General features: G+C 67.9%; 16 protein-coding genes. 8 read left to right on the forward strand and 8 right to left on the reverse strand.

Going from position 1 to position 22,681, the window contains the following annotated elements; translation table 11 throughout:
• Positions 1–3: 3 nt before the first annotated feature.
• Entirely contained in the window at positions 4–1,479 is a 1,476-nt protein-coding gene (locus HUA74_RS37540; RefSeq protein ID WP_371817371.1) for a M20 family peptidase, read from the reverse strand.
• A 182-nt stretch (positions 1,480–1,661) separates the two neighbouring features.
• Here HUA74_RS37540 and HUA74_RS37545 point away from each other — a divergent pair, with 182 nt between their 5' ends.
• Entirely contained in the window at positions 1,662–3,422 is a 1,761-nt protein-coding gene (locus tag HUA74_RS37545; protein ID WP_174458435.1) for a glycosyl hydrolase family 18 protein, read from the forward strand.
• 80 nt (positions 3,423–3,502) lie between these two features.
• Here the strand turns inward: HUA74_RS37545 and HUA74_RS37550 are convergent, their stop codons facing one another.
• Complete coding sequence (locus tag HUA74_RS37550; protein WP_174458436.1) at positions 3,503–5,707, reverse strand: M3 family metallopeptidase; 2,205 nt, start codon at positions 5,705–5,707, stop codon at positions 3,503–3,505.
• A 195-nt stretch (positions 5,708–5,902) separates the two neighbouring features.
• Between HUA74_RS37550 and HUA74_RS37555 the strand changes: the two genes are divergently transcribed.
• The 5 genes from HUA74_RS37555 (at position 5,903) to HUA74_RS37575 (ending at position 10,411) form a co-directional block, all read left to right on the forward strand.
• Positions 5,903–6,982 carry a hypothetical protein gene (locus HUA74_RS37555; RefSeq protein ID WP_174458437.1) on the forward strand — a complete coding sequence of 360 codons (1,080 nt, stop codon included), beginning with the start codon at positions 5,903–5,905 and terminating at the stop codon, positions 6,980–6,982.
• Between the two features lie 38 nt (positions 6,983–7,020).
• Positions 7,021–8,559: an acetyl-CoA hydrolase/transferase C-terminal domain-containing protein gene (locus HUA74_RS37560; RefSeq protein ID WP_174458438.1), complete on the forward strand. Its 1,539-nt coding sequence runs from the start codon at positions 7,021–7,023 to the stop codon at positions 8,557–8,559.
• Positions 8,556–9,482 carry a tetratricopeptide repeat protein gene (locus tag HUA74_RS37565; protein ID WP_254625436.1) on the forward strand — a complete coding sequence of 309 codons (927 nt, stop codon included), beginning with the start codon at positions 8,556–8,558 and terminating at the stop codon, positions 9,480–9,482. Before HUA74_RS37560 ends, HUA74_RS37565 begins: the two co-directional genes overlap by 4 nt.
• Before the next feature lie 19 nt (positions 9,483–9,501).
• Positions 9,502–9,987 carry a hypothetical protein gene (locus tag HUA74_RS37570; protein ID WP_174458439.1) on the forward strand — a complete coding sequence of 162 codons (486 nt, stop codon included), beginning with the start codon at positions 9,502–9,504 and terminating at the stop codon, positions 9,985–9,987.
• Between the two features lie 154 nt (positions 9,988–10,141).
• Positions 10,142–10,411 (forward strand): hypothetical protein, encoded by a 270-nt coding sequence (locus HUA74_RS37575; protein ID WP_174458440.1) that lies wholly within the window; start codon positions 10,142–10,144, stop codon positions 10,409–10,411.
• 94 nt (positions 10,412–10,505) lie between these two features.
• Here HUA74_RS37575 and HUA74_RS37580 read toward each other — a convergent pair whose 3' ends face one another.
• Both HUA74_RS37580 and HUA74_RS37585 read right to left on the reverse strand, forming a co-directional pair.
• Positions 10,506–11,603, reverse strand: a complete 1,098-nt coding sequence (locus tag HUA74_RS37580) for a hypothetical protein (RefSeq protein WP_174458441.1) — start codon at positions 11,601–11,603, stop codon at positions 10,506–10,508.
• Positions 11,604–11,613: 10 nt separating this feature from the next.
• Positions 11,614–11,847, reverse strand: coding sequence for a hypothetical protein (locus tag HUA74_RS37585; protein WP_174458442.1), 234 nt, complete (start codon positions 11,845–11,847; stop codon positions 11,614–11,616).
• A 393-nt stretch (positions 11,848–12,240) separates the two neighbouring features.
• Between HUA74_RS37585 and HUA74_RS37590 the strand changes: the two genes are divergently transcribed.
• Both HUA74_RS37590 and HUA74_RS37595 read left to right on the forward strand, forming a co-directional pair.
• The gene (locus HUA74_RS37590) at positions 12,241–13,215 is read left to right on the forward strand and encodes a hypothetical protein (RefSeq protein WP_174458443.1); all 975 of its coding nucleotides are present in this window, start codon (positions 12,241–12,243) and stop codon (positions 13,213–13,215) included.
• A 114-nt stretch (positions 13,216–13,329) separates the two neighbouring features.
• Entirely contained in the window at positions 13,330–15,096 is a 1,767-nt protein-coding gene (locus tag HUA74_RS37595; protein ID WP_174458444.1) for an NBR1-Ig-like domain-containing protein, read from the forward strand.
• 18 nt (positions 15,097–15,114) lie between these two features.
• Here HUA74_RS37595 and HUA74_RS37600 read toward each other — a convergent pair whose 3' ends face one another.
• The 4 genes from HUA74_RS37600 to HUA74_RS37615 form a co-directional block, all read right to left on the reverse strand.
• The gene (locus HUA74_RS37600; protein ID WP_174458445.1) at positions 15,115–18,549 is read right to left on the reverse strand and encodes an HYR domain-containing protein; all 3,435 of its coding nucleotides are present in this window, start codon (positions 18,547–18,549) and stop codon (positions 15,115–15,117) included.
• Positions 18,550–18,645: 96 nt separating this feature from the next.
• Positions 18,646–20,274: a hypothetical protein gene (locus tag HUA74_RS37605; protein ID WP_174458446.1), complete on the reverse strand. Its 1,629-nt coding sequence runs from the start codon at positions 20,272–20,274 to the stop codon at positions 18,646–18,648.
• A 306-nt stretch (positions 20,275–20,580) separates the two neighbouring features.
• Positions 20,581–21,978 carry a cell wall metabolism sensor histidine kinase WalK gene (locus HUA74_RS37610; protein ID WP_217443673.1) on the reverse strand — a complete coding sequence of 466 codons (1,398 nt, stop codon included), beginning with the start codon at positions 21,976–21,978 and terminating at the stop codon, positions 20,581–20,583.
• A 2-nt stretch (positions 21,979–21,980) separates the two neighbouring features.
• Positions 21,981–22,667, reverse strand: coding sequence for a response regulator transcription factor (locus HUA74_RS37615; protein ID WP_141646599.1), 687 nt, complete (start codon positions 22,665–22,667; stop codon positions 21,981–21,983).
• Positions 22,668–22,681: the final 14 nt, after the last annotated feature.

A 22,681-nucleotide genomic window follows, 5' to 3' on the forward strand; every position in this document is an offset into this window, starting at 1 on the left:
GTCTCAGCGCGCGGCGTTGCGCAGATACTGGGCGTAGAAGCGAACCGCGTCCGCGTAGGCCGTCACGGCGATGCGCTCGTCCTTGCCGTGGATGCGCGCCAGGTCCTCGCGCCGCAGGTGCGCGGGGAAGAAGCGGTAGACGTTGTCGCTCAAGCCCACGAAGTGCCGCGAGTCGGTGGCGGCCACGTTGAGGTACGGCGACACGAGGACGTCGGGAAACACCTGGCGCAACGAGCGCTCCAGCTCACGCCAGGATTCGGAGTCGGTGGGAGACACCGGCGAGGGCTCGCTCTGGAAGTCCAGCGTGCCCACCTCCACGCGCGAGTCATCCACCGTGGCCCGGACATGCGAGAGCACGCCTTCGACGCTGTCACCCGGGAGGATGCGGAAGTTCACCACCGCGCGGGCGCTCGCCGGCAGGACGTTGTCCTTCACGCCGCCCTCGAACACGGTGACGGCCGTCGTCGTGCGCACCGCCGCGTTGGTGGTGGGACTGGCCGTGAGCTGCCGCACCACGAGCGGCTCGGTGAGCCACAGGTTGGCGAAGAGCAGTCGCATGCCAAAGGGCATCTCCGGCCCCACGCGGGTGAACAGCTCGCGGCTGCCCCCCTGGAGCCGCGTGGGCATGGGCGCGGCCTCCAGCCTCGACACGGCGCGAGCCAGCACGCCCACGGCGGTGCTGGGCGGCGGCATGGACGAGTGGCCACCTTCGCCCTTCACCGACAGCACCACGCTGACGAAGCCCTTCTCCGACGTGCCCACCAGCGCCACGGGCGCGCTCACGCCGGGCACCGTGCCGGACATGATGACGCCGCCCTCGTCCAGCACGGACTCCAGCCGGACGCCGCGCTCCTGGAGCCGCTTCGCGATGACCACCGCGCCCTCCCGTCCGCCCACCTCCTCGTCCGCGCCGAACGCGAGCAGCACCGTGCGCCGGGGCTTCTCCCCCGCCGCCAGCAGCGCCTCCACCGCCTCCAGCTGCGCCAGCACACTCCCCTTGTCGTCCAGCGAGCCGCGCCCCCAGACGAACCCGTCCGCCACCACCCCGGCGAACGGAGGATGGGCCCACGCGCCCTCCGTGCCGGGCGTCACCGGCACCACGTCCAGGTGCCCCAACAGCATCATCGGCCGCAGCGAGGCGTCCGTGCCCTGCCACGTGTAGAGCAGCGAGTGCGCCCCCACCACCTCGCGCTTCAGCTCGGCGTGGACGCGCGGGAAGTGCTCCGCCAGGTAGGCATGCAGGGCCGCGAAGGCCTCGGCGTCCGCGGGCACGCCCTCGGAGGCGGCCACCGTCTTCAACCGCAGCGCCCCCGACAGGCGCGACGCCAGGGCCTGAGCGTCCACCGTCAGCGCGGTCGCCTCCTCCGGCACCACCTGCCGGGACTTGAACGTGAGCGTCCGGGCGACGAGCACGACGGCGAGGACACCGACCCCAAGGGCCATGGACAGGAGAAGTCGTTTCATTGGCAGGTGCGCCACGCTACCAAAGGCGCCACCCCGGGATGGGGAACCTCCAGGACGGCCGAACCGGCTTCTCGAAATATGAGAGAACCCCTCGCCCTTGTCCTGGGGGAATCACATGCAGTACTGCTAGATAATTCCAGCACAAGAAATGTCAGGCTTCCCCGTATAGTCGGGAGACTGGTCCATGAGGTGCGCAGGTGAAGACTCGACACGCAGCGCGGTGGCAGCTCGTCCTGGCGTTGGGAGTGGGGACGCTGCTGGGGGGATGCGGCAAGAGTGACGAGGGCCCGGGGCTTCCGGCGGAGCCGTCCTCGGTGGAGGCGCAGGCCGCGGATGCCCAGGCGCTGGTGACGTGGACACCTCCGACGAGCGACGGTGGGCACCCTCTCCTGTACTACGTGGTGCGGTGCCAGCCCGCGTGCGGCGGCGCCATCGTCAGCGCGGGCGAGCGCCAGGCCACGGTGATGGGCCTCAACAACGGCTTCGCCTATCTGTTCAAGGTCTCCGCGGTGAACGCCCGGGGCGAGGGCACCTCCTCCATCCCCTCCGTGCCGGTGATGCCGATGCCGGGCATGGCCATCAGCAACCCCACGGTGCCCGGCCAGCCGCGCTCGGTGCGGGCGACCGCGGGCAACGGGCAGGCCTACGTCAGTTGGCTGCAGCCGGCGAGCTACGGGGGCCGCGCGCTCACGAAGTACGTCGTCACCGCCGAGCCCGGGGGCCGGTCCGTCACCGTGGACGCGCCCGCGGCGAGTGTGAGCATCCCGGACCTCACCAATGACAGGCCCCACGTCTTCACGGTGCGGGCCGTCAACGAGGTGGGCGAGGGCCCCACGGCGCTCGTGGGCCCGGTGACGCCCAGGCCCGGCGGTGCGCCGTCGAGCTGGGTGTCGGGCTACTACGTGGGCTATCAGCGCGCGCAACTGCCGCCGGAGGAGGTGGACTTCTCCGGCCTGACGCACATCATGGTGGGCCGCGTGCGTCCCCGCTACGACGGGACGCTGCACACGGACTTCGACGTCACCGTCTACGAAGGGCCCCTCATGGCGAAGGCGCTGTCGGCGGGCGCGCGGCTGGCGGGGAAGAAGTCCCTGCTGATGGTGGGCGGCTTCGGCGAGCACGATGGCTTCGTGCAGGCGTCCACGGGGGAGAGCCGCATCGTCTTCGTGAAGGAGCTCATCAAGGCGATGGAGGAGCTGGGCTACGACGGCCTGGACCTCGACTGGGAGCCCATCAACCTGCCGCCCGCGGGCAATGATGGAGAGCTGCTGCTGGCCCTGATTGACGAGCTGCGCGCGGCCCGCCCGGACATCATCATCACCGTGCCGGTGAACTGGCTGAACTCCAACTTCGGGATGCCCGAGGTGGAGGAGAAGTTCATGGCCCGGCTCGCCGAGCGCGTGGATCAGCTCAACATCATGTCCTACAAGATGAGCGGCCACTGGGGCGGATGGGAGAGCTGGCACTCCAGTCCCCTCCAGGACGAAGCCCAGAACCGCCCCACCTCCGTCGCCTACTCCGTGGAGGGATATCTGAAAGCGGGAGTGCCGCGCGGCCGGCTGGGCGTGGGCATCGGGTTCTTCGGCACCTGCTGGCAGGGCGTGACGGAGCCCCGCACGCCGCTGGACGGACGGCCCGACGTCAACGAGGGACAGAGCGACAACGCGATGAGCTACGACAACATCATGACGTCGTACTACAGCGCGGAGGCCCGGCACTGGGACGAGAAGGCCGCGTCCCCGTACCTCTCGTACCCGTCCGTGAATGGCCCGGGCCACTGCAACTACATCTCCTACGAGGATGGCCAGTCCGTCTTCGCCAAGGGTCAGTGGGCGCGCGCGCAGGGGCTGGGCGGCACCATCATCTGGACCATCAACCAGGGACACCGGCGGGGGCAGCCCGCGGGCAAGCAGGACGAGCTGCTCATGGACGTGAAGCGCGCGTTCCTGGACCCGTGAAAAGGCCCGGGGGCACGAAGCGGCGGCTGGCCGTGCTTCGCGCCCCCAGGAGTGTCACCCGACGTCGGTGACGACGTGGCTCAGGGCTGCGCCTTGGTCTGCGCGGCGGCGGGCGCCGGGAAGCCCCGCTTGCGCATCAGCGCGTTGATGCCGGCGTCGCGGCCGCGGAACGCGCGGTAGCCCTCCGCCGGGTCCACGGTGTTGCCCACGGAGAAGATGCTCTTGCGCAGCTTCTCCGCCACCGTCTTGTCGTAGGCGCCCTTGCCCTCGGTGAAGCCCTCGAACGCGTCCGCCGTCAGCGTGTCGGACCACAGGTAGCTGTAGTAGCCCGCCGAGTAGCCGTCGCCCGCGAAGACGTGGCCGAACTGCGGCGTGCGGTGGCGCATGACGATTTCCTTGGGCATGCCCAGCGCCTTGAGCGTGTCGCGCTCGAAGGCATCCGCGTCGATGCTCACGTCGCCGGCCAGGTGCAGCTTCATGTCCACCAGCGCGGAGGACAGGTACTCCACCGTGCCGAAGCCCTGGTTGAACGTCGCGGCCTTCTCGATGCGAGACACCAGCGCCTGGGGGATGGGCTTGCCCGTCTGGTAGTGCAGCGCGAAGGTGTTGAGCACCTCGGGCGTGGCCAGCCAGTGCTCCAGGAGCTGCGAGGGGAACTCCACGTAGTCGCGCGCCACGCTGGTGCCGGACAGCGACGGGTAGGACACCGACGAGCTCAGGCCGTGCAGCGCGTGGCCGAACTCGTGGAACAGCGTGCTCGCGTCCTCCCAGGAGATGAGCACCGCCTCGCCGGGCGCGCCCTTCACGAAGTTGGAGTTGTTGGAGACGATGGTCGTCACGTCGCCCCGGAACCGCTCCTGGTTGCGGTACGCGTTCATCCACGCGCCGGAGCGCTTGCCCGGCCGCGCGTACGGGTCGAAGTACCAGAGCCCCACGTGGCGGCCCGTCGCCTGGTCCTTCACCTCCCAGACGCGGACATCCGGGTGGTAGACCTGCACGTCCGTCACCGGGGTGAAGGCGAAGCCGAACAGCTCGCCGGCCACCCAGAACATGCCCTCACGCAGCTTCTCCAACTGGAGGTAGGGCTTCACCTCGTTCTGGTCCAGGTCGTACTTCGCCTTGCGGACCTTCTCCGCGTAGAAGCGGTAGTCCCACGGCTCGATTTTCAGCTTCGCGCGCTCCTTGTCGGCCACCTTCTGCATGTCCGCGACCTCTTCGCGGACGCGGGCCACGGCGGGCTTCCACACCGCCTCCATCAGCTCCATGGCGCGCTCGGGCGTCCGGGCCATGGCGTTCTCCAGCCGCCAGTGCGCGTGCGTGGCGTAGCCCAGGAGCTTCGCGCGCTCGGCGCGCAGCTTGAGGACTTCCGAGATGATGGCGTTGTTGTCGCGCGCGTCCCCGTTGTCGCCCCGGTTGACGTAGTTGCGCCAGACCTTCTCGCGCAAGTCGCGGCGCGACGAGTACGTCAGGAACGGCTCCATGGAGGAGCGCGTGTTCGTGATGATCCACTTGCCCTTCTGGCCCCGCGCCTCGGCCGCGGCGGCGGCGCCCGCGCGCACGGAGTCCGGCAGGCCCGCCAGGTCCTTCTCCGACTCCAGGACGACGGTGTAGCCCTCCTCGTCACCGAGCACGTGCTGGCTGAAGGACGTGTAGAGCGACGCGAGGCGCTGGTTGATGGCGCCCATCCGCGCCTTGGCCGCCCCGTCCAGCTTCGCGCCGGAGCGCACGAAGCGCGTGTGGTGCAGCCACGCCAGCCGCTGCTGCTCGGGCGTCAGCTTCGCCTTGTCGGGGGACTGGTAGACGGCTTCGATGCGACGGAAGAGGCCCTCGTTCTGGGTGATTTCGTCCTCGAAGGCGGCGAACCGGGGCGCCATCTCCCGCTCCACGGCCTGGAACTCCGGGCTGCTCAGGGACGAGCCCCAGATGCCGTACAGCGTCTCCACGTTGGCGTACGTCCGGCCCGCGTTCTCCAGCGCGGCCAGCGTGTTCTCGAAGTCGGGCGCGGCGGGGTTGCCCGCGATGGCGGCCAGCTCCCGGCGGTACTCGTCCATGGCGGCTTCGATGGCGGGCTTGAAGTCCTCCACCTTCACCTGGGCGAAGGGAGGCACGCCGCCGTGCGGGCCGGACCACTTCGCCAGCAGGGGAATCGAGGGGGCCACCGGCGCGGCGACCTCGCTCGAAGGGGCCGGCGCGGCGACTTCCGGGCGGGGCTCCGGGGACGTCGTCGCACAGCCGGAGGAGACGAGCGCGGCCACACCCGCGCTGGCGAAGAAGAGGTTACGCATGAAAAGTGGTTCTCCCGACGAAAAGGGGTGTGCACCAAAGCACGGAATCGCGGCGCCCAACACGTTCCGGGGGCCGCCTCTTCCCGACCGAGGACAGACGCCCCGACGGCCGGGTGAGGGGCCGCTCGAAGCGGGCTAGAGGGGAGGAGCCATGCCGGGGTGTCCCGGCTCGCGCACGTCGGCAGGAGCCTCCTCATGGGGAACGCACCGGGCACCCGCCCGTCCAGGACCCGAGCGCCGCTGCCGGCGCTGGTGGCGTTGCTGCTCGTCGTGGCGACGGAGGCCGGGGCGGACTGGCGGTGGGAGTACAGCTCCCCTGCCCCGCTCTTCCTGGACCGCAGCTACGTCTTCGGCTCGCCCAACCGCATCCGCCGACAGGGGGACCCGGACTCGCCCGCCCCGCTGCTGTTCGAGGCGCAGATTGCTCCCAATCTCTTCTTTCCCCAGCTCCACAACGGGCACTTCCGGAGCAAGGGAGGCGAGTGGTTCCTCACCGCGGTGCTCACGCCGTACATCCGGCTGCGGATGCTGAACACGGACAGCAATCCCGTCATCCCTCCGTCCTACGTCCCCAAAATCACGCTCCAGGTGGCGCACCTGCGCGTGCTCCCGGGCTCGCGAGGCAAGGACGGTCCGGGGCGGGGCCTGGCGCTCGCGGCCAACCTCACCGTGGGCCACTACTCGAATGGCCAGGAGGGGTGCTTCTTCGCGAACCAGGAGGGTACGGACCCCGACTGCACGCCGGCACAAGGAGAGCTCCCGCTCAACGAGCTGACCGGCAGCTTCTCCACCAACTTCCTGCGCGGAGAGCTGCACGCGCGCACCGCCTTCGCGGTGGAGCCGAGCCTGGACAGCGCGTGGCTCGTGGGCGGCGGCTCGTTCCTGGAGCTGAACACGACCATTGGCCCTGGCGGCATCACCGAGGAGCAGCGGCGCGTCTACGGCGATGGGAACTGGGGCGTGAGCCTCCTGGGTGAGCGCATCTGGAAGCAGCACCGGTTCCGACTGGAGTGCGCCCTGTCAGCGCCCTTCGGGGAGACGCCGCATCGGCGCGCCACGGTGAGCGCGGAGGTCGCCGCGCTGCCGTACTGGGGAGCGGGCTTCGGCCTCTTCGCGCGCTACGTGTACGGCCAGGACTCGTACAACATCCTCTTCCTGGAGCGCGCGAACTTCTGGCAGTTCGGCCTGGTGTTCGAACTGTCTCCGGGAGCCCGACTGAAGGCCGAGGACGCCGAGACGGACGCGGACAAGCGGCGGCCTCCGGGCTTCCGCTGAGGACCGAGGCCCGGGGGTGTGTCATCCTCCCGCCGCCCATGAACGCTCCGAGCACGTTGCAGGAACGCATCCAGAACGCCGGCCTGCTGGCCAAGGTCGTCCCCGTCGAGGAGGCGGTGAAGCACGTCACCGACGGGAACACGGTGGCCATCAGCGGCTTCACCAAGTCGGGGGAGCCCAAGACGTTCTTCCCCGCGCTGGCCTCACATCTGGCGAAGACCGCGCCCCAGACGCGCATCACCCTGCTGTCGGGCGCCTCTTTGTCCGAGGACGTGGAGGGCCCCATGGCGCCCTTCATTGGCAAGCGCGGGCCGTACATGTCCTCGTCGGCGTCGCGCCGGCGCATCCACGCGGGGGAGATGGACTTCACGGACGTCCACCTGTCCGCCTTCGCGCGCAACATGATGTACGGCTTCTACGGCGACATCGACGTGGCGGTGGTGGAGGTGTCGCGCATCCGCCCCAACGGCAGCGTCATCCTCACCTCGTCGGTGGGTGTCAGCGCCGAGGCGCTCGCGAAGGCGAGGAAGATCATCCTCGAGGTGAACACCTCCGTGCCGGACTACACGGGGTTCCACGACATCGTCCTGCCCACGGTGCACCCGCACGTGGGCTGGCCGCTGCCGCTGCTCAACGTGAGGGACCGCATCGGCAACCCCTACGTGGAGATCGACGCGAGCAAGGTGGTGGCGGTGGTGGAGTCGCGGACGCCGGACCACCCGGTGCCGTTCAAGGCCGCGAACGCGACGGACAAGCGGATTGCCCAGAACGTGGTGGCGTTCCTCATGCGCTGCCGCGAGCAGTTCCAGTGGGGCAAGCGCCTGCCGCCCATCCAGTCCGGCGTGGGCAACGTGGCCAACGCCATCATCGGCGAGTTGTACGCCTCACCGTTCCAGAAGATTCGATTCTGGACCGAGGTGTTCCAGGACGGAATGCTGCGCTACGTGGAGGACGACGCGAAGTTCGAGTACGCGTCCGCCACGGCGGTGTCCTTCTCGGCCGAGGGGCGCGCGCGGTTCCAGCAGATGTTCGAGCGGTGCCGGGAGCGGCTGGTGCTGCGGCCGATGTGGCTGTCGAACAGTCCGGAAATCATCTCCCGCCTCTTCGTCATCGCGATGAACACGCCCATCGAGGTGGACATCTACGGGCATGTGAATTCGACGCACATCGACGGCTCGCGCATCGTCAACGGGCTGGGCGGCTCCGGGGACTTCTTCCGCAATGCATACCTCAGCATCGTGCACACGCCTTCGGTGCGGAAGCTGAAGGATGGCCGGACGGTGAGCTGTGTGATGCCGTACGTGCGCCACATCGACCACACGGAGCACGACATCAAGTGCGTCGTGACCGAGCACGGCTACGCGCTCAACATGGACATCCGCTCGCCGAAGCGGCGTGCCACGGACATCATCGACCAGTGCGCGCACCCGCACTTCAGGCCGCTGTTGCACGCGTACCTGGACATGGCGGGACCGGGCGACGAGCCTCGCGCCTCCGACATGAAGGTGCTTGATGCGTGGTGGCGCGACTACGACGCGCTCTGCCGTGATTTCCCGGGGGAGTCCGAGGCGGAATGACGAAGCAGGACGACCAGGAGACACAGCCCCCGGAGCCGCTCCCTGGAAAGACCTCCGGGGAGGGCTCGACGACGCCGTCTCATGGGCAGCGCGAGGATGAAGGTGCGGCTCGCGACGCAGCCGCATCGGGGAAGTCCGCGAAGCAGCGACGCAACCGGCGCGAGGTGGACGAGTCCGACGCACCCGACGTGCCCGGTGCGGGGGAGCGCAATGGACGCGAGCCGTGTCCTCCCGAGGTCGCACAGAAGCTCCGCGAGTTGGACCGGCTGCGCAGGAGTGGCCGGTACACGACGGCGCTCGCGCTGGCCCGCTCGCTCGCGGAGGCGCATCCGAAGCTGGGGCGCGTCCTGCTGGAGCTTGCGATGACGCTCGGCATCTGGGGGAGCGCTCCCGTCGAGGCCCTCCCCTGGTTCGAGCGCGTCCTGGAGCTGGCGCCCGGACATCGCACGACACGCCTGCACCGAGCGCTGTGCCTCGCCCGCCTGGGTCTCCATGTCGAGGCCGTCGCGGACTTCGATGCGCTGGTGGACGGCGGCTACCGCAAGGCGCTCGTGCTGCACATGAAGCGCGCCGAGTCCCTGGAGGCGCTTGGCCGAGACGCCGAGGCCGAGCAGGACTGGACGCTCGCGCTCGCGGAGGACGCGGACAACCCCTGGCTGCTCCAGCAGCGGGCCGCAGTCCGCGCAAGACTGGGAAGGAGCGCCGAGGCCATCGAGGACCTCACGGCCGCGCTCGCCCTGCAACAGGGAGAGGGCATCGACCCCGAGCTGCTTCACGAGCGGGGCCTGCTACGCGCCCGGCTCGGCGAGGTCGACGGCGCGCGCGCTGACTTCCAGGCGGGACTGGACGCCCTTCGCCGGGGAGACCCGAGCACGCTGCCAGACGCGCTGCGTTCGGCACTCCAGGCGCTCACCGCGACCTGAATGGAAGAAGAGGGGCACCATGGACAACTGTCTTCGGAATGAAGTGCTCAGACTCCTCTCGCTCCACATGGACGTCACCAGCCCTGGTGGTGTTGGAATCGACAAAGCCTTTCCGGGTCCCGAAAAACAGAACATCAGCCACATGACCCTCACGGAGGCCAGGCAGGCGGGAATCACCATGTATGGCGATGCTTCGTTTTCCATCGACGCCTACGTGGGGAACTTTCCGAGCTTCGCGCATTTCGTGGCCACGGTGATTGTCCATGAAACTCGTGGCGTTCAATCACTCCACGGAGTCGAGCTGGAACAATTCGTGCCCGAGAAAGGCTGGAAGACGCTCTTCGGGGGCTTCGCCAAGGGGGTGACCGAGAAAAACATCTTCTCGGGGCGCAAGCGCCTGGGGAGTCCGACCAAGGCTTGCAGAATCCTCGCGACCGGCAACGAACAACTGTATGCGCTGGATTGCAACGGCAGCTACGCCACCCTCTTCATGCAGACGTCATAGGGTGCCTGCCGACCCCCATCCACAGCTCCGACTCCAGGGAAACCAAAGTCTTTCACAGACTCTGGACCGGAATCCCCCGCCTGCACCCGCAGACAGAAACTGTGGCATGCTCCTCATGCAACCCCATGGAGCGCCTCATCCCTCTGGAGGAGCAATGCGTTCATTGTTGATGATGAGTCTCACCGTCCTCGGATTTCAGTTCGGCTGCGGAGCAGGCGAAGCCGACCCAGGAATGCAGTCCGATTTGACATCACGCGAAGACTCACTGGTTCGCTGCATCGCCGATTACTATATCACTTATTACAGTGACGCCACCTACACCACGGCGGTCGGCAGCGAGCGGTGTACTTGCAACAGAACACCCACGCGCACTGGCGTTCAGACCGACTTTGCGGTCGAAAACTATTACGAAGAGTGCCTCTGACGCGCGGCAGCCACCCCGTAAATCCAGACAGCAACCACTTGCGCTGCCGTCAAGCAGCGCAAGTACACTTCCCTGCCACGCGGGAGCTGCTGTTTCAGCGAAACGCAATGGGCTCGAAGTGCTTCCCGTCGCGCGAGGACGCCAGTTGGTGGGCGAACACCGTCCATAGCTGGCCGCCAGCGACAACGAGGCGGGCGGCGCCGGGGGCGAGAAAGGGCAGCTTCAGGGCGACGCCCCGATCCTTCTCCATCCGGAGCACCTTTTCTCCGACGCTGACGAACAGTCGGTTCTTGAAGAAGGCCAGCGAGTGGATGCCGTCCTTGGGGAGCACGAGCTTCTGCGCCTTGCCCTTCTGGGGCAGATACCAGGCGTGCTCGTCCGTGTGCAGGTAGACGCCGTGCTCGGGGGCCGCGCACAGGCTCCGCACCGGAGCGCGCGTGGCATGACGCCGAACCAGGGCTCCGTCCTTGAGCACCCACACGCCGTCGTTGCCGAAGGCGAAGAGCGTGCCCTCGTGGACGAAGAGGCCGCGCAGGCCGGATTGCTCTTTTCCTCCGACGAGTTCAAGACGCAGCCCCTTGCCCTCGCGCACCAGGCGCCCCAGGCCGTTCTCGGAGCAGAGGCCGAAGAGGACGCCGTCGTGCACCGCGCCGTCCACCAGGTCCAGGCCCCCGGGACCGCTGACCTCCTTGAGCTTCCAGCTCTTGCCGGTGCCTTTGAATGCGAGCGCGGACACACCGAAGGCGGACAGGCCCCACGGCGCTCCCAAATCACGCAGGACGGGCGCCACGTAACCATAGGGCAGCGCCTTGGGCAGCTTCCTCCGGGTCCACGTCTTGCCGTCGTGGATGAGCAGGCGGTTGAAGTCGACGTCATAGGAGAGCCCGTTCGCCTCCAACTCGTCCACGTCCACGTCCACGTCTATCTGGCCCAGCCACACGACGTCGTTCCACGGCTGGTTCCACTTGATGTCTTGGTCGAAGTCCCACAGGTCGTCGCCGGCGACGTAGCCGTGGTCGGAGTCCGGATGGGGCGTGCCCGCGAGCACCACCACCGTGCCTTCCGGGGTGACATGCACATCGGCGAACACCTGGGCCGTGGAGTACACGTCCGGCGCGGCCTGCTTCTTGGGAGCCGGCGTGTCGGCGCGAGCGGACAGCGAGTCGACTTCGGACGGACGGGGCTTGGGCATGGGAGCGCGCTCAGTATTCCTTCAGGAGTCTACCGGCCGTCTCGAAGCGCAGGTTCTTGAACAGCGTGGCGAGCTTCGGCTTGGGAATCAGCTTCTTCGCAGCGGCCTCGATTCGCAAGAGCGCGAAGGCGAGCTCGTCGAGCGAGTCGAAGGCCGGCGACACCGCAACGTCCTCGCGCGAGTAGCAGACACGGAGGAGGCAGTCCTCCGACAGCTGCCCGCGCGGTTCGATGACTACAACCACGTGCATCCTCACAAGGGCCTGGAGATGCGGTCCCCTATCCAGTACCGACGTGCCGTATCACCCGATTGACTGTGTCCGATTTGACGGGAGCAACTACACGGTGCGGGTTGGCGGTGAGTTGTAGGGCGACCGGAATAAAGCGCCCATTCTGTCCGGCACGAGCGCGAAGCCCAGCGATGGGCACTGAAACGGTCCCTCTTTCTGGGTGAATCACGGCCTAGGCTGGACCACTCAGTCCCGGGACTTCCCTACCAGAAAGTGAAACACCCCATGTTCAGCTCGTGTGCCTCCCGATGGGCGCCTCGTCTGCGCCTTTTGCTCCTCGCGGGAACAGTGGCCGGGTCGGCCTGCGCCTCCTCCGATGTCGACCCGGATGCCCCCCAGTGCAAAGGGGTGCGCGCCTGCTCCCCGGGTGAGGGCTCCGGAGACGAGGACGTCATCCCACTCGTCATCACCCATGGTTCGCAGCTCACCGTATCGGACGTGGGGCCCGCGGGGATTGGCATCTCCTCCTTCACGAACGTCCCTGGAGGGACCTTCACCGGGACAGCGCTGGGAAGCTGGGGCGCGCTCTCTCGCACCGTTGGCGTCGGGGGCGAGACCATCGACGGCTTCTCCTTCCCTCAGGGCACCGTCGTCCTCGAGGGCGCGAACCTCACGTCGCAAATCACCGTCAACTCCGGGTGGCTGGTGCTGCGCGGATGCAAGGGCAGCCTCCTCCTCAACCATCCGGCGGGAAATGGAGGCGGTGGCGCGGCGCTGTACAGCGAACTGAGCGCCTTCAATTCAGTGGGAGCCAAGGACGGCAGGCAGCCCGCGAGGTCAATCTGCCACCGCTGCTATTTCCCGCACAGCGGGTTTGAGAATGTCTACTCGAACAACGTCACCATCACTGAGTCGTGGATTGCCGTGGACCCTGGCAGCGCTGGCGCTCACGCGGATGGCATCCAGACCTGGGGCGGGCAGTCGTACTTGAACTTCTCTCGCAATCGCCTGCAGTGGAACGGCGCCTGGAACAACACTCAGTCCGGGCTGATCGCGATGTACTCCGACGGTTCGCAGAGCGGGTTCAGCGGCTACGACCAGATCACCCTGCAAGACAACTACTTCGTGGTGGGCCTGGGCGGCGGAATCGCCTTGCACGCCCCCATGGGGGTGGCGGTCACGAACATGGTCGTGACCGGAAATCGCTGGGCGTGGAGTCCTGATTTCGGCGACCCGAACTACACGCCGGCCGTCTACAGAGGCTCCGGCGTGGCGAACTACAAGACCGGTGGGAACGCCTGGTCGAACAACCGCTGGGCGGACGGCCCCTCCGCGAACCAGTTCCTGCTGCCCGACAACAGGACCCGTTCAACAGACTACTGAGGAACCTCTCTCACCGCTGTATTTCTGACGCGGCGAGGCCCATCGCGGCTCGAGTGCTGCTCTACTGTCTGCCCTTTCCCGCCTGATTGGGCAGACACCCCTGGAGCGCCTCCCATGCAGACCCGACGAATCCCCTGGCTGCGCACCCTGTCCGCGAGCCTCCTCCTGCTGCCGGCGGCTCCCGGCCTCGCGCAATCGCTGCACTCCGAACGTGGAGGGCTCCAGGCCACCGACCTCGTCCATCGCCCTTCCCTCACCTCGACGACGCTGGACCCGCTGCGCTCGCTGGCCATCTCCGACCACGCCACCGTCTCCACCATCACCGCGCGCAGGGTGTTCGACCAACTCATCCGCCAGGCCGGCGATACGGGCCTCACATCGGACCAGCTCTTCCGCCAGCTCTGGGACACGCAGAACCCCGCGCCCGGGCAACCGGACCTGCCCGGCGGCCCCCACTGCAGCGACAACGCCAACACCCTCAACGGGGCCCCGTATGTCTGCAGACCTCTGGAGGGAGCGGATGCGAGCGCCCAGTCAGTCCCGCTCGACCGATACATCCTCGTGGGCCTCTTCAATCGCTTCGACCTGGCCCCCGTGGACGGCGCTCACTGCGGCGAGTACCGCATGTCCTTCGCCCGGTTCGTCGCGGCCCCGCAGGTGCGCTCACGCAACCGCTTCATCCTCGAAGGCGTACTCCCCAACCCCGCCCCCGAGCTCGGGCTGGAGGGCTGCCGTCCGGTGGCCCAGGCGTGGGCCCGGCTCTCCACCCTCGAGGACCTCACCCAGCGACAGGCCCTGCTGAACGCGCTCTTCTTCGAGGGTCTGGCCCCGGGCATCCCTCCCGTCATCCACATCAGCCACTACGGTGACAACCCCAGCGGCGCCGGACAGGTCCGCACCAACATGTTCATGCAGCAAGGTGTGGGCGCCCCCAACCCGTGGATGCTGCGCGAGTTCAAACTGAAGCATCAATGTGATGCCACGGGCTGCACGCCGCGCTTCATCCCCGTCACCGTGAAGTCGACGCCCCGGGGAGACTTCTTCAACCCCCTGAACACCAGTCCCCTCGCGGTGGGCTTTCGCGACCACTTCATCACGCAGGTCGCGAGCCTCGCGGTGGATGACTTCAACCGCTTCAACTACGCCGTCCCGGACGTCTACAACGCCGCGCAGAGCAGCTCCATGCCGTCGTTCGGCAGCGTGGACAACTTCCTCGTCGAGTTCAACAAGGCCGCCACGCCCAACGCCTTCTCAGACGCCCTTCAAGCGGAGCTCCAGCGAATCGGTAGCACGCTGACTCCGCATCAAGTCGTGGCGCGCGCTCAACTGCTGTCCTGCGGCGGATGCCATGACCTCAGCCGGGGAACCGACCTGGGAGGAACCCCTGGCATCGTGCCGATCGACTTCAAACGCTTCGTGCAGGTCGACGACCTCCTCTCACCCCTTCCACCCCCCGGGCCGGATTCCCGTTACGCCTTGTCCACGTCCCTCACGACCGCCTTCCTCCCCTTCCGCCAGCAGCTCCTCGGCGCCTTCCTGGACACGCCCGTCCTGGATGCCACGGTCTCCGCTCCCGACCCGCAAGTCCTTCACGTCCAGGCGGGCCAGCCCTTCCGGGGCACGGTGCAGGTAGCGAACACGGGCACCACCGCGTGGAGCGCGGCCCAGGGCGTCCGGGCCACCTCGCTCGATGGAGCAGCGGACCTCACACTGGCCCCAGGTGAGGTCATCCACTTCGGGCAGCGGAAGACATTCGACTTCACGCACACCGCGCCGACGAGCCTCGGGCAGACGACCTATCGCTGGAGATTGCAGCGCAACGGCCTGGCGTTCGGCCCCGAGGTGTCCCTCACCGTCGAAGTCCAGCCCGCACCGCGCTGAGCACGGCGACGGCCGCGCCTAAACCCCTCTACGTCTCTTGCGCGAGAGCGCGGGGAGCATCAACAGGGCGAGTCCGAAGAGGAGCTGCTCGCCCCCACCCGCGCAACCGCAGGACTCCGATTCCGCCGGAGGATTCCCACCCGCATCTCCAGGCCCACCGTCGCCGGTCCCCGCGTCCACCATCCCCGCGTCACCCTGCCCCGCGTCCAGCGGCCCACCGTCGCCGGAGCCCGCGTCACCCGCCCCCGCGTCCACGGGACCCGCATCCGGCGCTGGCGACACGAGCATGGAGAACTGGCAGGAGGCACGGTGGCCCGCGTGGTCCGTCGCCGATGCCTCGACCGAGGTGAGCCCCTCGGGGAAGACGGTCCCTGAAGGAGGCGTGCTGACCACCACGGGAGCCGGGTCCAGCGCATCGACAGCCGTGACGGAGAACGCCACGGGGATGCCGCTCTTGCCCGTCACCTGGGTCGGGCACGTGAGCTGGGGCGGCGAAGTGTCGCGTCGGATGGACACACGGTTGACGGCCGTTCCGCCCACGGAGGTGGCGGAGCAGGTGAACACCCGCTCCAGCGTGTCCACGGTCACCACCGCGCTGCCGCAGCCGTTCGTGTCGGTGACGGAGGATTCCAGGTCCCCTACGGACCAGGTGAGCGAGACGTCACCCACGTAGAAGCCGTTCTGCCCCAGGGTTCCCGTCACCGTCGGCGCGATGTGCGGCGGCGTCGTGTCCATGTCCAGCGCGAAGGGCTCCCGCCCGACGACGGGGTGTGTCGCCGCGACGAACAACGCGCCGCCGAAGAAAACGGGGGCCGATGGCGACGAGGGCATGATGCCCGGCGCGTAGTCCGCGACCAGCGTGGGCTGATTCGCGTTCACGGCCAGGGAGCAGAGCTCCACGCCCACCTGCCCGTCCGGATCACAGTCCAGGTACACCGTGCCGTGGAGCGTCTCCAACCAGGTCGTGCCATGAACGGGCCCCAGCACCCGCGTTCCCGAGGGAGTGCCGTTCGTCCGCACCAGCGAGCGGCCCGCATTCGTCTGGATGAGCAGGACGGCCTCCCCGGCTTGCAGGGTGGCATCCAACAGCTTCGTGTCCCCGGCCCCAGGCTCGAAGTCTCCCAGGCCGCGCGCCCCGGCTCCGTCAAGAACCCAGACCTCGCGCCCGCGTGCCCCGTCCACGGCGGTGAAGAACACCCACGACCCCAGACCCTGAAGGTCATCGGGCGACGTGTTCTCCGTTCCAGGCACGAGCCTTGTCCCCGCCGGTGTTCCATCGCTCGATGCGAGGGAGGTCTCGTTCGCGACGAAGGCCACCCTGTCGCCATAGGCCACGGGAAGACCGGCATCGAAGGTCGCCAGCCGCACCAGGGCTCCTGCATCGAGCGTCCCCGTCGCTCGGTACAACTGGTGGGTCCCCGAGGGGGAATCAGACTGGAGGAAATAGGCGCGAGTTCCCGCCGCGACGAGCCCCTGCGGGTACCCCACGAGCGGCTGCAACGCCTGGGTCCCCGCGCTCGTGCCATCGCTCCGGGCCAGCTCATAGCCCGACGAGCCCTTCTCCCGGGCAATCAACACCCTGGCCCCCAACTGCACCATGTCGAGGGCGCTGGAGAGGAACACGGCATCACCCGGTGCGCCCTGGGTGGCACGGACCGCGCGGCCCTCGAGGAAGACGAGCGTGCCCCCCAAGAGGGCTCGACGCCCGTAGGGGCTCCCTCCCGAAAAGGACTCGCCGCGCAGGACCTGCGTGCCCACGCCATCGGTGCGCAGCAATTCGATGCGGTTGTACGCCGGCCGCGTGCCGAAGTACGCGAAGGAACCGTCCACCGTCCAGTTCTCGGGTGATGAGTCCTGGTTCGGGGGCATCCAGACCCGCGTCACCGGCCGCTCCGGCACGCCCTCGGGGAGGACATGGAGCCACACCGCTGCATCGTCGAGGGTGAAGGCCGCCATCCCCGCCGTCGTCATCACCACGCTGCTCGTGATTCCGGTGGCGACCCGGGACACGCCTGTCGAGGTGCCATCCGTCCGCCACAACGAGAGCGCCCCACCCTTGGGCGTCGCGGTGAACAACAACTGCCCCGCTCCGGGATGAAGGGCGGCGAACGCCGTTCCGTCGGCTCCCGCGCTGAGGTCCGAGAGCATCACGGTGCCCTGCTCCGTGCCATCCGAGACCCAGAGTTCCTCGCCCGTCAGCGCGTCGCTCGCCGTGAAATAGAACAGCGAGCCGACCTGTGCGCTCAGGATGGTCGAGGGAAGCGCGGCGAAGCGGCGCACCACGCGCGGCGCGGCCGTCCCATCCCAGGCGAACAGCGCGGGCCCCAGGTCATCGGCGCCGACATAGATGGACTCGTCGCCCAGCAGTCCAACGCCCCCTCCCTTCCGGGTGAGCGACTGCGCCAGGCGTGTTCCCTCCGGGGTGCCATCCGTGCGCCAGAGCTGATAGCCCGCGTCGACAGGGACGACGATGGACCTCACCGTTCCGCTTGGATTCAAGGCGTGTTCCCACACCAGGGTGCTGGAGGACGTGATGGTCGCGAGGGGCAGGGTCCCCTCGGAGGTGCCGTCCGACACCTTCAACCAGTGGGTGTAGGACGTGCTGCCCGCCGTCCAGCTCCCGAACACCACGCGACTCCCCAGGTCCAGGTCCAGGCTCATCTTGGAGGTCATGGTCACAACGAGCCGGGTGCCCTCGGGGGTTCCATCCGTCACGTGGAGGTGCGAGGTCGTCCCGCCGGAGAATCCCGAGGAGAACCAGAGCTGCCCACCCCTGACGAAGGGATGGACGGCGCGAGAGCCCACGGACGAGTCGACCGCGTGGACGAGCCGCGTGCCGGCGGCGGTGCCATCGGTCCGCCAGAGCTGGTTGTAGGCGCCCAGATAGAGCGCGCCGTCAAACTCGACGAGGTGATAGGTCGTGTCGGTGATGCCCTCCGGGCCGGCCCTCGTGTCGGCGACGAGGCGGGTGCCCTCCGGGGTTCCGTCCGTCACCCACGGCTCGAGTCCATGCACACCATCGTTGGCCAGGAAGTAGAGGGATTGTCCCCAGACCTTCGCGCCATTCAATGCCAACAAGCCCCCGACACCGGGCAGGCTGTCCCTCAAGAGCCGGGTGCCCGCGGGTGTCCCGTCCGACGTCCAGAGCTCCAGGCCATGGACACCGTCATCCGCTCGGAAGACGACCCTCTCTCCCAGCACGGCGAGGAAGAAGGGATGGGAGCCGCTCGACCCTGGATGAATGTCCTTCACCAGCCACACACGGCCTTCAGCCGCGTTGGCGGCCCATAGCTCCAGGCCCGCCTGCGTGTTCAGGGTGAAGAAGACGGTGTCTCCGACCGAAGCGAGGACGGATGCACCGGAGAAGTCCTCACGCGCCTGGGGGTTGAGGTCCGCGAGCAGACGCGGCGACGCGGCCAGGAGACACAGCGCCAGCAAACCACCGTTCAACATGGAGTATCCCTAGGGGTGTGGAGCAGCGACCTCCCGCTTTAGCCCACCCTGCCCGCCAAGGAATACGTGTTTCGTGGCGGCCCTGGCTCAACCCATTCATGCCTGGTACCAGTCGCCCGTCGACCTGAGGAATTCCATCCCGAATTCAATCAGCTTGTTCTGGTCGTTGCCGCATGAATTCAAGACCTGGCAGACCTGCCTCTTCGTCTCTTGAGGCGCCCCCTCGAGGTTGTACTTCCGCCAGACACACCTCAGGATTTGTTCATCGAAAGCCTGATCGAACAGGCCGCGCGGCCCAATGGGTGTGGCCTTGTTCTTGACGATGAATTTCGCACCGATTTCGCAAAAATCGGTCAGCACCTGGATGCGGAGCGGCTTGCGCTCCCTGGGCAATCTGCCGGCAGTCATCTCATCAAACATCCACAGGATCTTGCGCAGCCTCGCGCACTGGATGGCTTGCTCGACCGTCAAGGACTGCTTGTTCTCAATCCATTCTCCGAGCGTATCAAGCTGGACGGGTTGATCCAGGGGGACGGCCTCGACACCCGGCGCGAGCGTCAGGATCTTCCCCGCGAACTGCCCGCTGTACATCAGCTCCAGGAGCCCCGAGGAGTGCAGGCCATACCTGACCTCCTGCAGTTCGGAGGTGCCGGGGGAGTCGGGACTCCCTCCATAAACGACGCTCGAAAGCAGGGTCTTGTGCTCGTTCGAGGACTTGTCGTACGCCCCCTTGGGTGCCGCCGAGCCATTGAAGAGGGCAATCTGGTAGATGCTCGGCCTGTTGCACGACTTCAGGAACCGGCTGACGATCCGCTCGACGGACCGCCATCGGGCCAGCACCTGCTCCTTTTCGTTCTGGGCGGTGTTGGGACCGAAGGCGAGGTTCGTGTCCTTCATCTCGATTTCCAGGCGGACCTGTCGGTTTCCGTCGAGGTCCATCGAATGTTCTTGGAGGTAGGCCTCGATGATCTGGAGCCAGCGGTCGAGGGTCAGGAATCTGGGTGGCAGGTTGCCCGAGGGCACGTCCTTGACCTTCGCGCCCGTCAGCGGAGGCACGAGCCCCCTGTTGTTCTCTTGATTGAACAGGGCCTCGATATGCTGCGTGTGGGTGACAATCGGGACCGCGTCCTGGCTGAACCAGACATCGCATTCGACGCCGCTCAGCTTCTTCTTCCTCCAGGCTTCGAGCGCCTTGATCACGGCGCCTTCGCTGTTTTCATGTTCGTGCGTATAGGTGAAGAGACTGTCGAACACCTGTCGCTCATACACCTTGCGGACCTTCTCGAAGGTGGCCCCGTCCCCGCGATGCGCGATGACGACGACCTTGGAGCGCATGTTGCGCTCCTTCCACTGCGCGTCGAGACGTTCGGCGAGCCTCCGGGTGATTTCATTTCCCGGGCAAACCGCGCTCAGCGCGGTGGAAATCTGATTGTTGAGATAGAATTGTTGTTCGTTGGGCTTGCGCTCGGCGCACCAATACTTCAACAGCGAATAGCAACCCAGAATCGTTTGATCGAGCGACGCGGCGGTGGCGGTGGCGTTCTGGAACTGGCCCACCGCGCCACGCTTGAGGCGACCGCTGATGCGGTTCAGCTTGCGCATGCCCTTGTCGGACAGCACGGCGCGGGCAACCAACTCCCGCCACTCCTCATCGAGGGAAGACCAAAGCGTCGGGTTCTCCTCGATCTTCGCGTCAAGCTTTGACGGATCCCACACCTCAGCCACGATAGACCTCGTTCCTTGATAGATGAGTTCCCCTGACGCCGTGGAATCGCTGCGACCGCGCGAGGCAGACCCCTGCTCGGGCGAGCCTTGTGTGGCGGATGGGGCCGTCGTCGCGGTGTCTCAGGAGCATCAGCCAGTCAGCGCCTTCTCGGGGGGAGCCGAGGCCCACTGCAAGCGATGCACCACGCGACCTTCAGTCATGCCTCGCGCGGGCGGGAGTTCGAGGCCGCGTATGTGGAGGACGCAGTGAGTGACCGGGGCGTTCCATCAGGACGCACACCTCTGTCCTGTCCCTGTCGACGAGGCTCAGTCGGGAGTGGACCGGGCTTGAGCGCGGGCGCCTTCGAGGACGACCTTCAGGCCGCGCGGCTCGTTGCGGGTGAAGGTCAATGACAGGTGGGCGCGCTGACACAGCTCGCGAGCGATGGCGACCCCCAGGCCACTGCCTCGCGGGTCTCTCTCCCGGGCGCCGCTGGCGCGGAACAGGCGCTCGCCGAGCCGTCCCAGGTCCTCGGCGGGCACGCCGGGGCCGTCATCCAGGACGGTGAGCCGGAAGCGTTCGGGGCCCGCCTCCTCGAGCACGGCCACCACGTTGCCGCCCGGGGTTCCATGGGTGATGGCGTTGTGGATGAGGTTGCCCACCGCCTGCTCCAGCATCGTCGGATTGCACCGCGTCCACAGCTCGAGGTCCGGGCGGGCCACGTCCAGCGTGAGTTGCTTGCGACGCGCCAGCAATGACAGCCGGCGCACCACGCGCTCCACCAGCATCCCCAGCGCGGCGCGCGGCTCGCCGTCCAGAGGGTCCACGCCCTCTCCCAGCTGGCAGGCCAGGCGAAGGTTGTCCACCAGGGCGGTGAGGTAGACGGTGTCCTCGATGCCGCGCACCAGCAGCTCGGAGAGCTCCTCGGCGGGGGCGGACGTGGCGAGCTCCAGGGAGAGCTGGAGCGAGGCGATGGGCGTCTTGAGGTCATGCGCCACGTTGGACAGGAAGCGCTCCAGGGCCTGCTGTTGCGCGAGGATGCGCGCGGCATCCGACTGGACTCTCGCCTGGGCGGCATCCAGGACGCGCGACAGGTCCGCCAGCTCGTCGTGCGCCGCGTCGCGCGTGGAGACATAGGCCGCGCTACCCAGGCCGCTGGCCGCGCCGTGCAGCCGCCTCAAGCGCTTGAGCAGCGGGGTGATGACGGAGATGGTGGACGCCGCCGCCAGGAAGGCGGTGAAGGTGAAGGCCGCGAGCATGAGCCAGCGCGCCTCGCTCATGCGGCTGACCAGGGGAGGCCACCGGTACTCCAGCAGGCTGCACGGCCCCGCTTCGGCCACGCGCATCAGGAGGCTTCCGCCCCACGCGCTCCCGTCGAAGCGCGGGAAGTGAATCGACATGGGCTGCGCGTCACCCGCGGCGAGCTGCTCCGCCAACGCGGGGTCCGGCCCTTCGCCCGAAGGGAGCGGAGCACGAGAGAGGACGCGGGCCACGTCGAAGGCGCGGACCTGGAGGCCCTGGGGCGAGGTGTGGCTCCAGCCCTCGGGCGCGGCGCGGCAGGCGTCGCCGTGGGTCTCCAGCATCGCCTCGGTGAAGAGGCGCGCGCTGCTCCGCGCGGACAGCTCCGCGGCCTTGTGGAACGCGACATACGCGGCCGACATCGTGGCCAGCAGCCCCAGGAGCAACGAGGCGATGGCGGTGCGCCACACCAGTCCATGCCACATCCTCACGCGCCACCCTCCAGGTCGAAGCGGTAGCCGATGCCCCAGGCCGTGCGCACGTGCGCGCCCGCGGAGCCCAGCTTCTTGCGGATGCGGGCCACGTGGGAGTCCACCGTCCGCGCGTCCCGCTCCTCGTTGGTCGGCAGGACCTGGTCCGCGATCTGCTCTCGCGTGAGGGCGCGGCCAGGGCGCTCGGCGAGGTACAGCAGCACGTCCAGCTCGGTGCGGGTGAAGGACACGAGGCCCTGTCCCTCGCGAGTGACGGTGCGCGCATCCAGGTCGATGCTCACGTCCGCCCAGCGCAGCACCCGGCGGGCGGGCGTGTCCGGCAGGCGGAGCCTGGCGCGGATACGGGCGATGAGTTCCTCCATCCAGAAGGGCTTGGCCAGGTAGTCCGCCGCGCCCAGCCCGAAGGAGCGCAGCCGCGCCTCCAGCTCCTGCCTCGCGGTGAGGACGATGATGGGGACATGGAGCCGGTGGTGCCAGGCCTCGAGCAGCGCGAAGCCGTCCGGGCCCGGCAGGTTCAGGTCCAGCACCACCAGCGCGGGAGGCTCCTTCTGGGCGGCCTCCAGCGCCAGGCGCCCGTCGGTGGCGAGCGACACCTGGAAGCCCGCGAGCTTGAGCCCGCGGACGATGCCCGCGGCGATGGGAGCGTCGTCCTCCACGACCAGGATGGGGCCTTGCGAGTCCATGGCGGACGACCTCC

Source organism: Myxococcus sp. CA051A, from assembly GCF_013336705.1.
Taxonomy (GTDB): domain Bacteria; phylum Myxococcota; class Myxococcia; order Myxococcales; family Myxococcaceae; genus Myxococcus; species Myxococcus llanfairpwllgwyngyllgogerychwyrndrobwllllantysiliogogogochensis.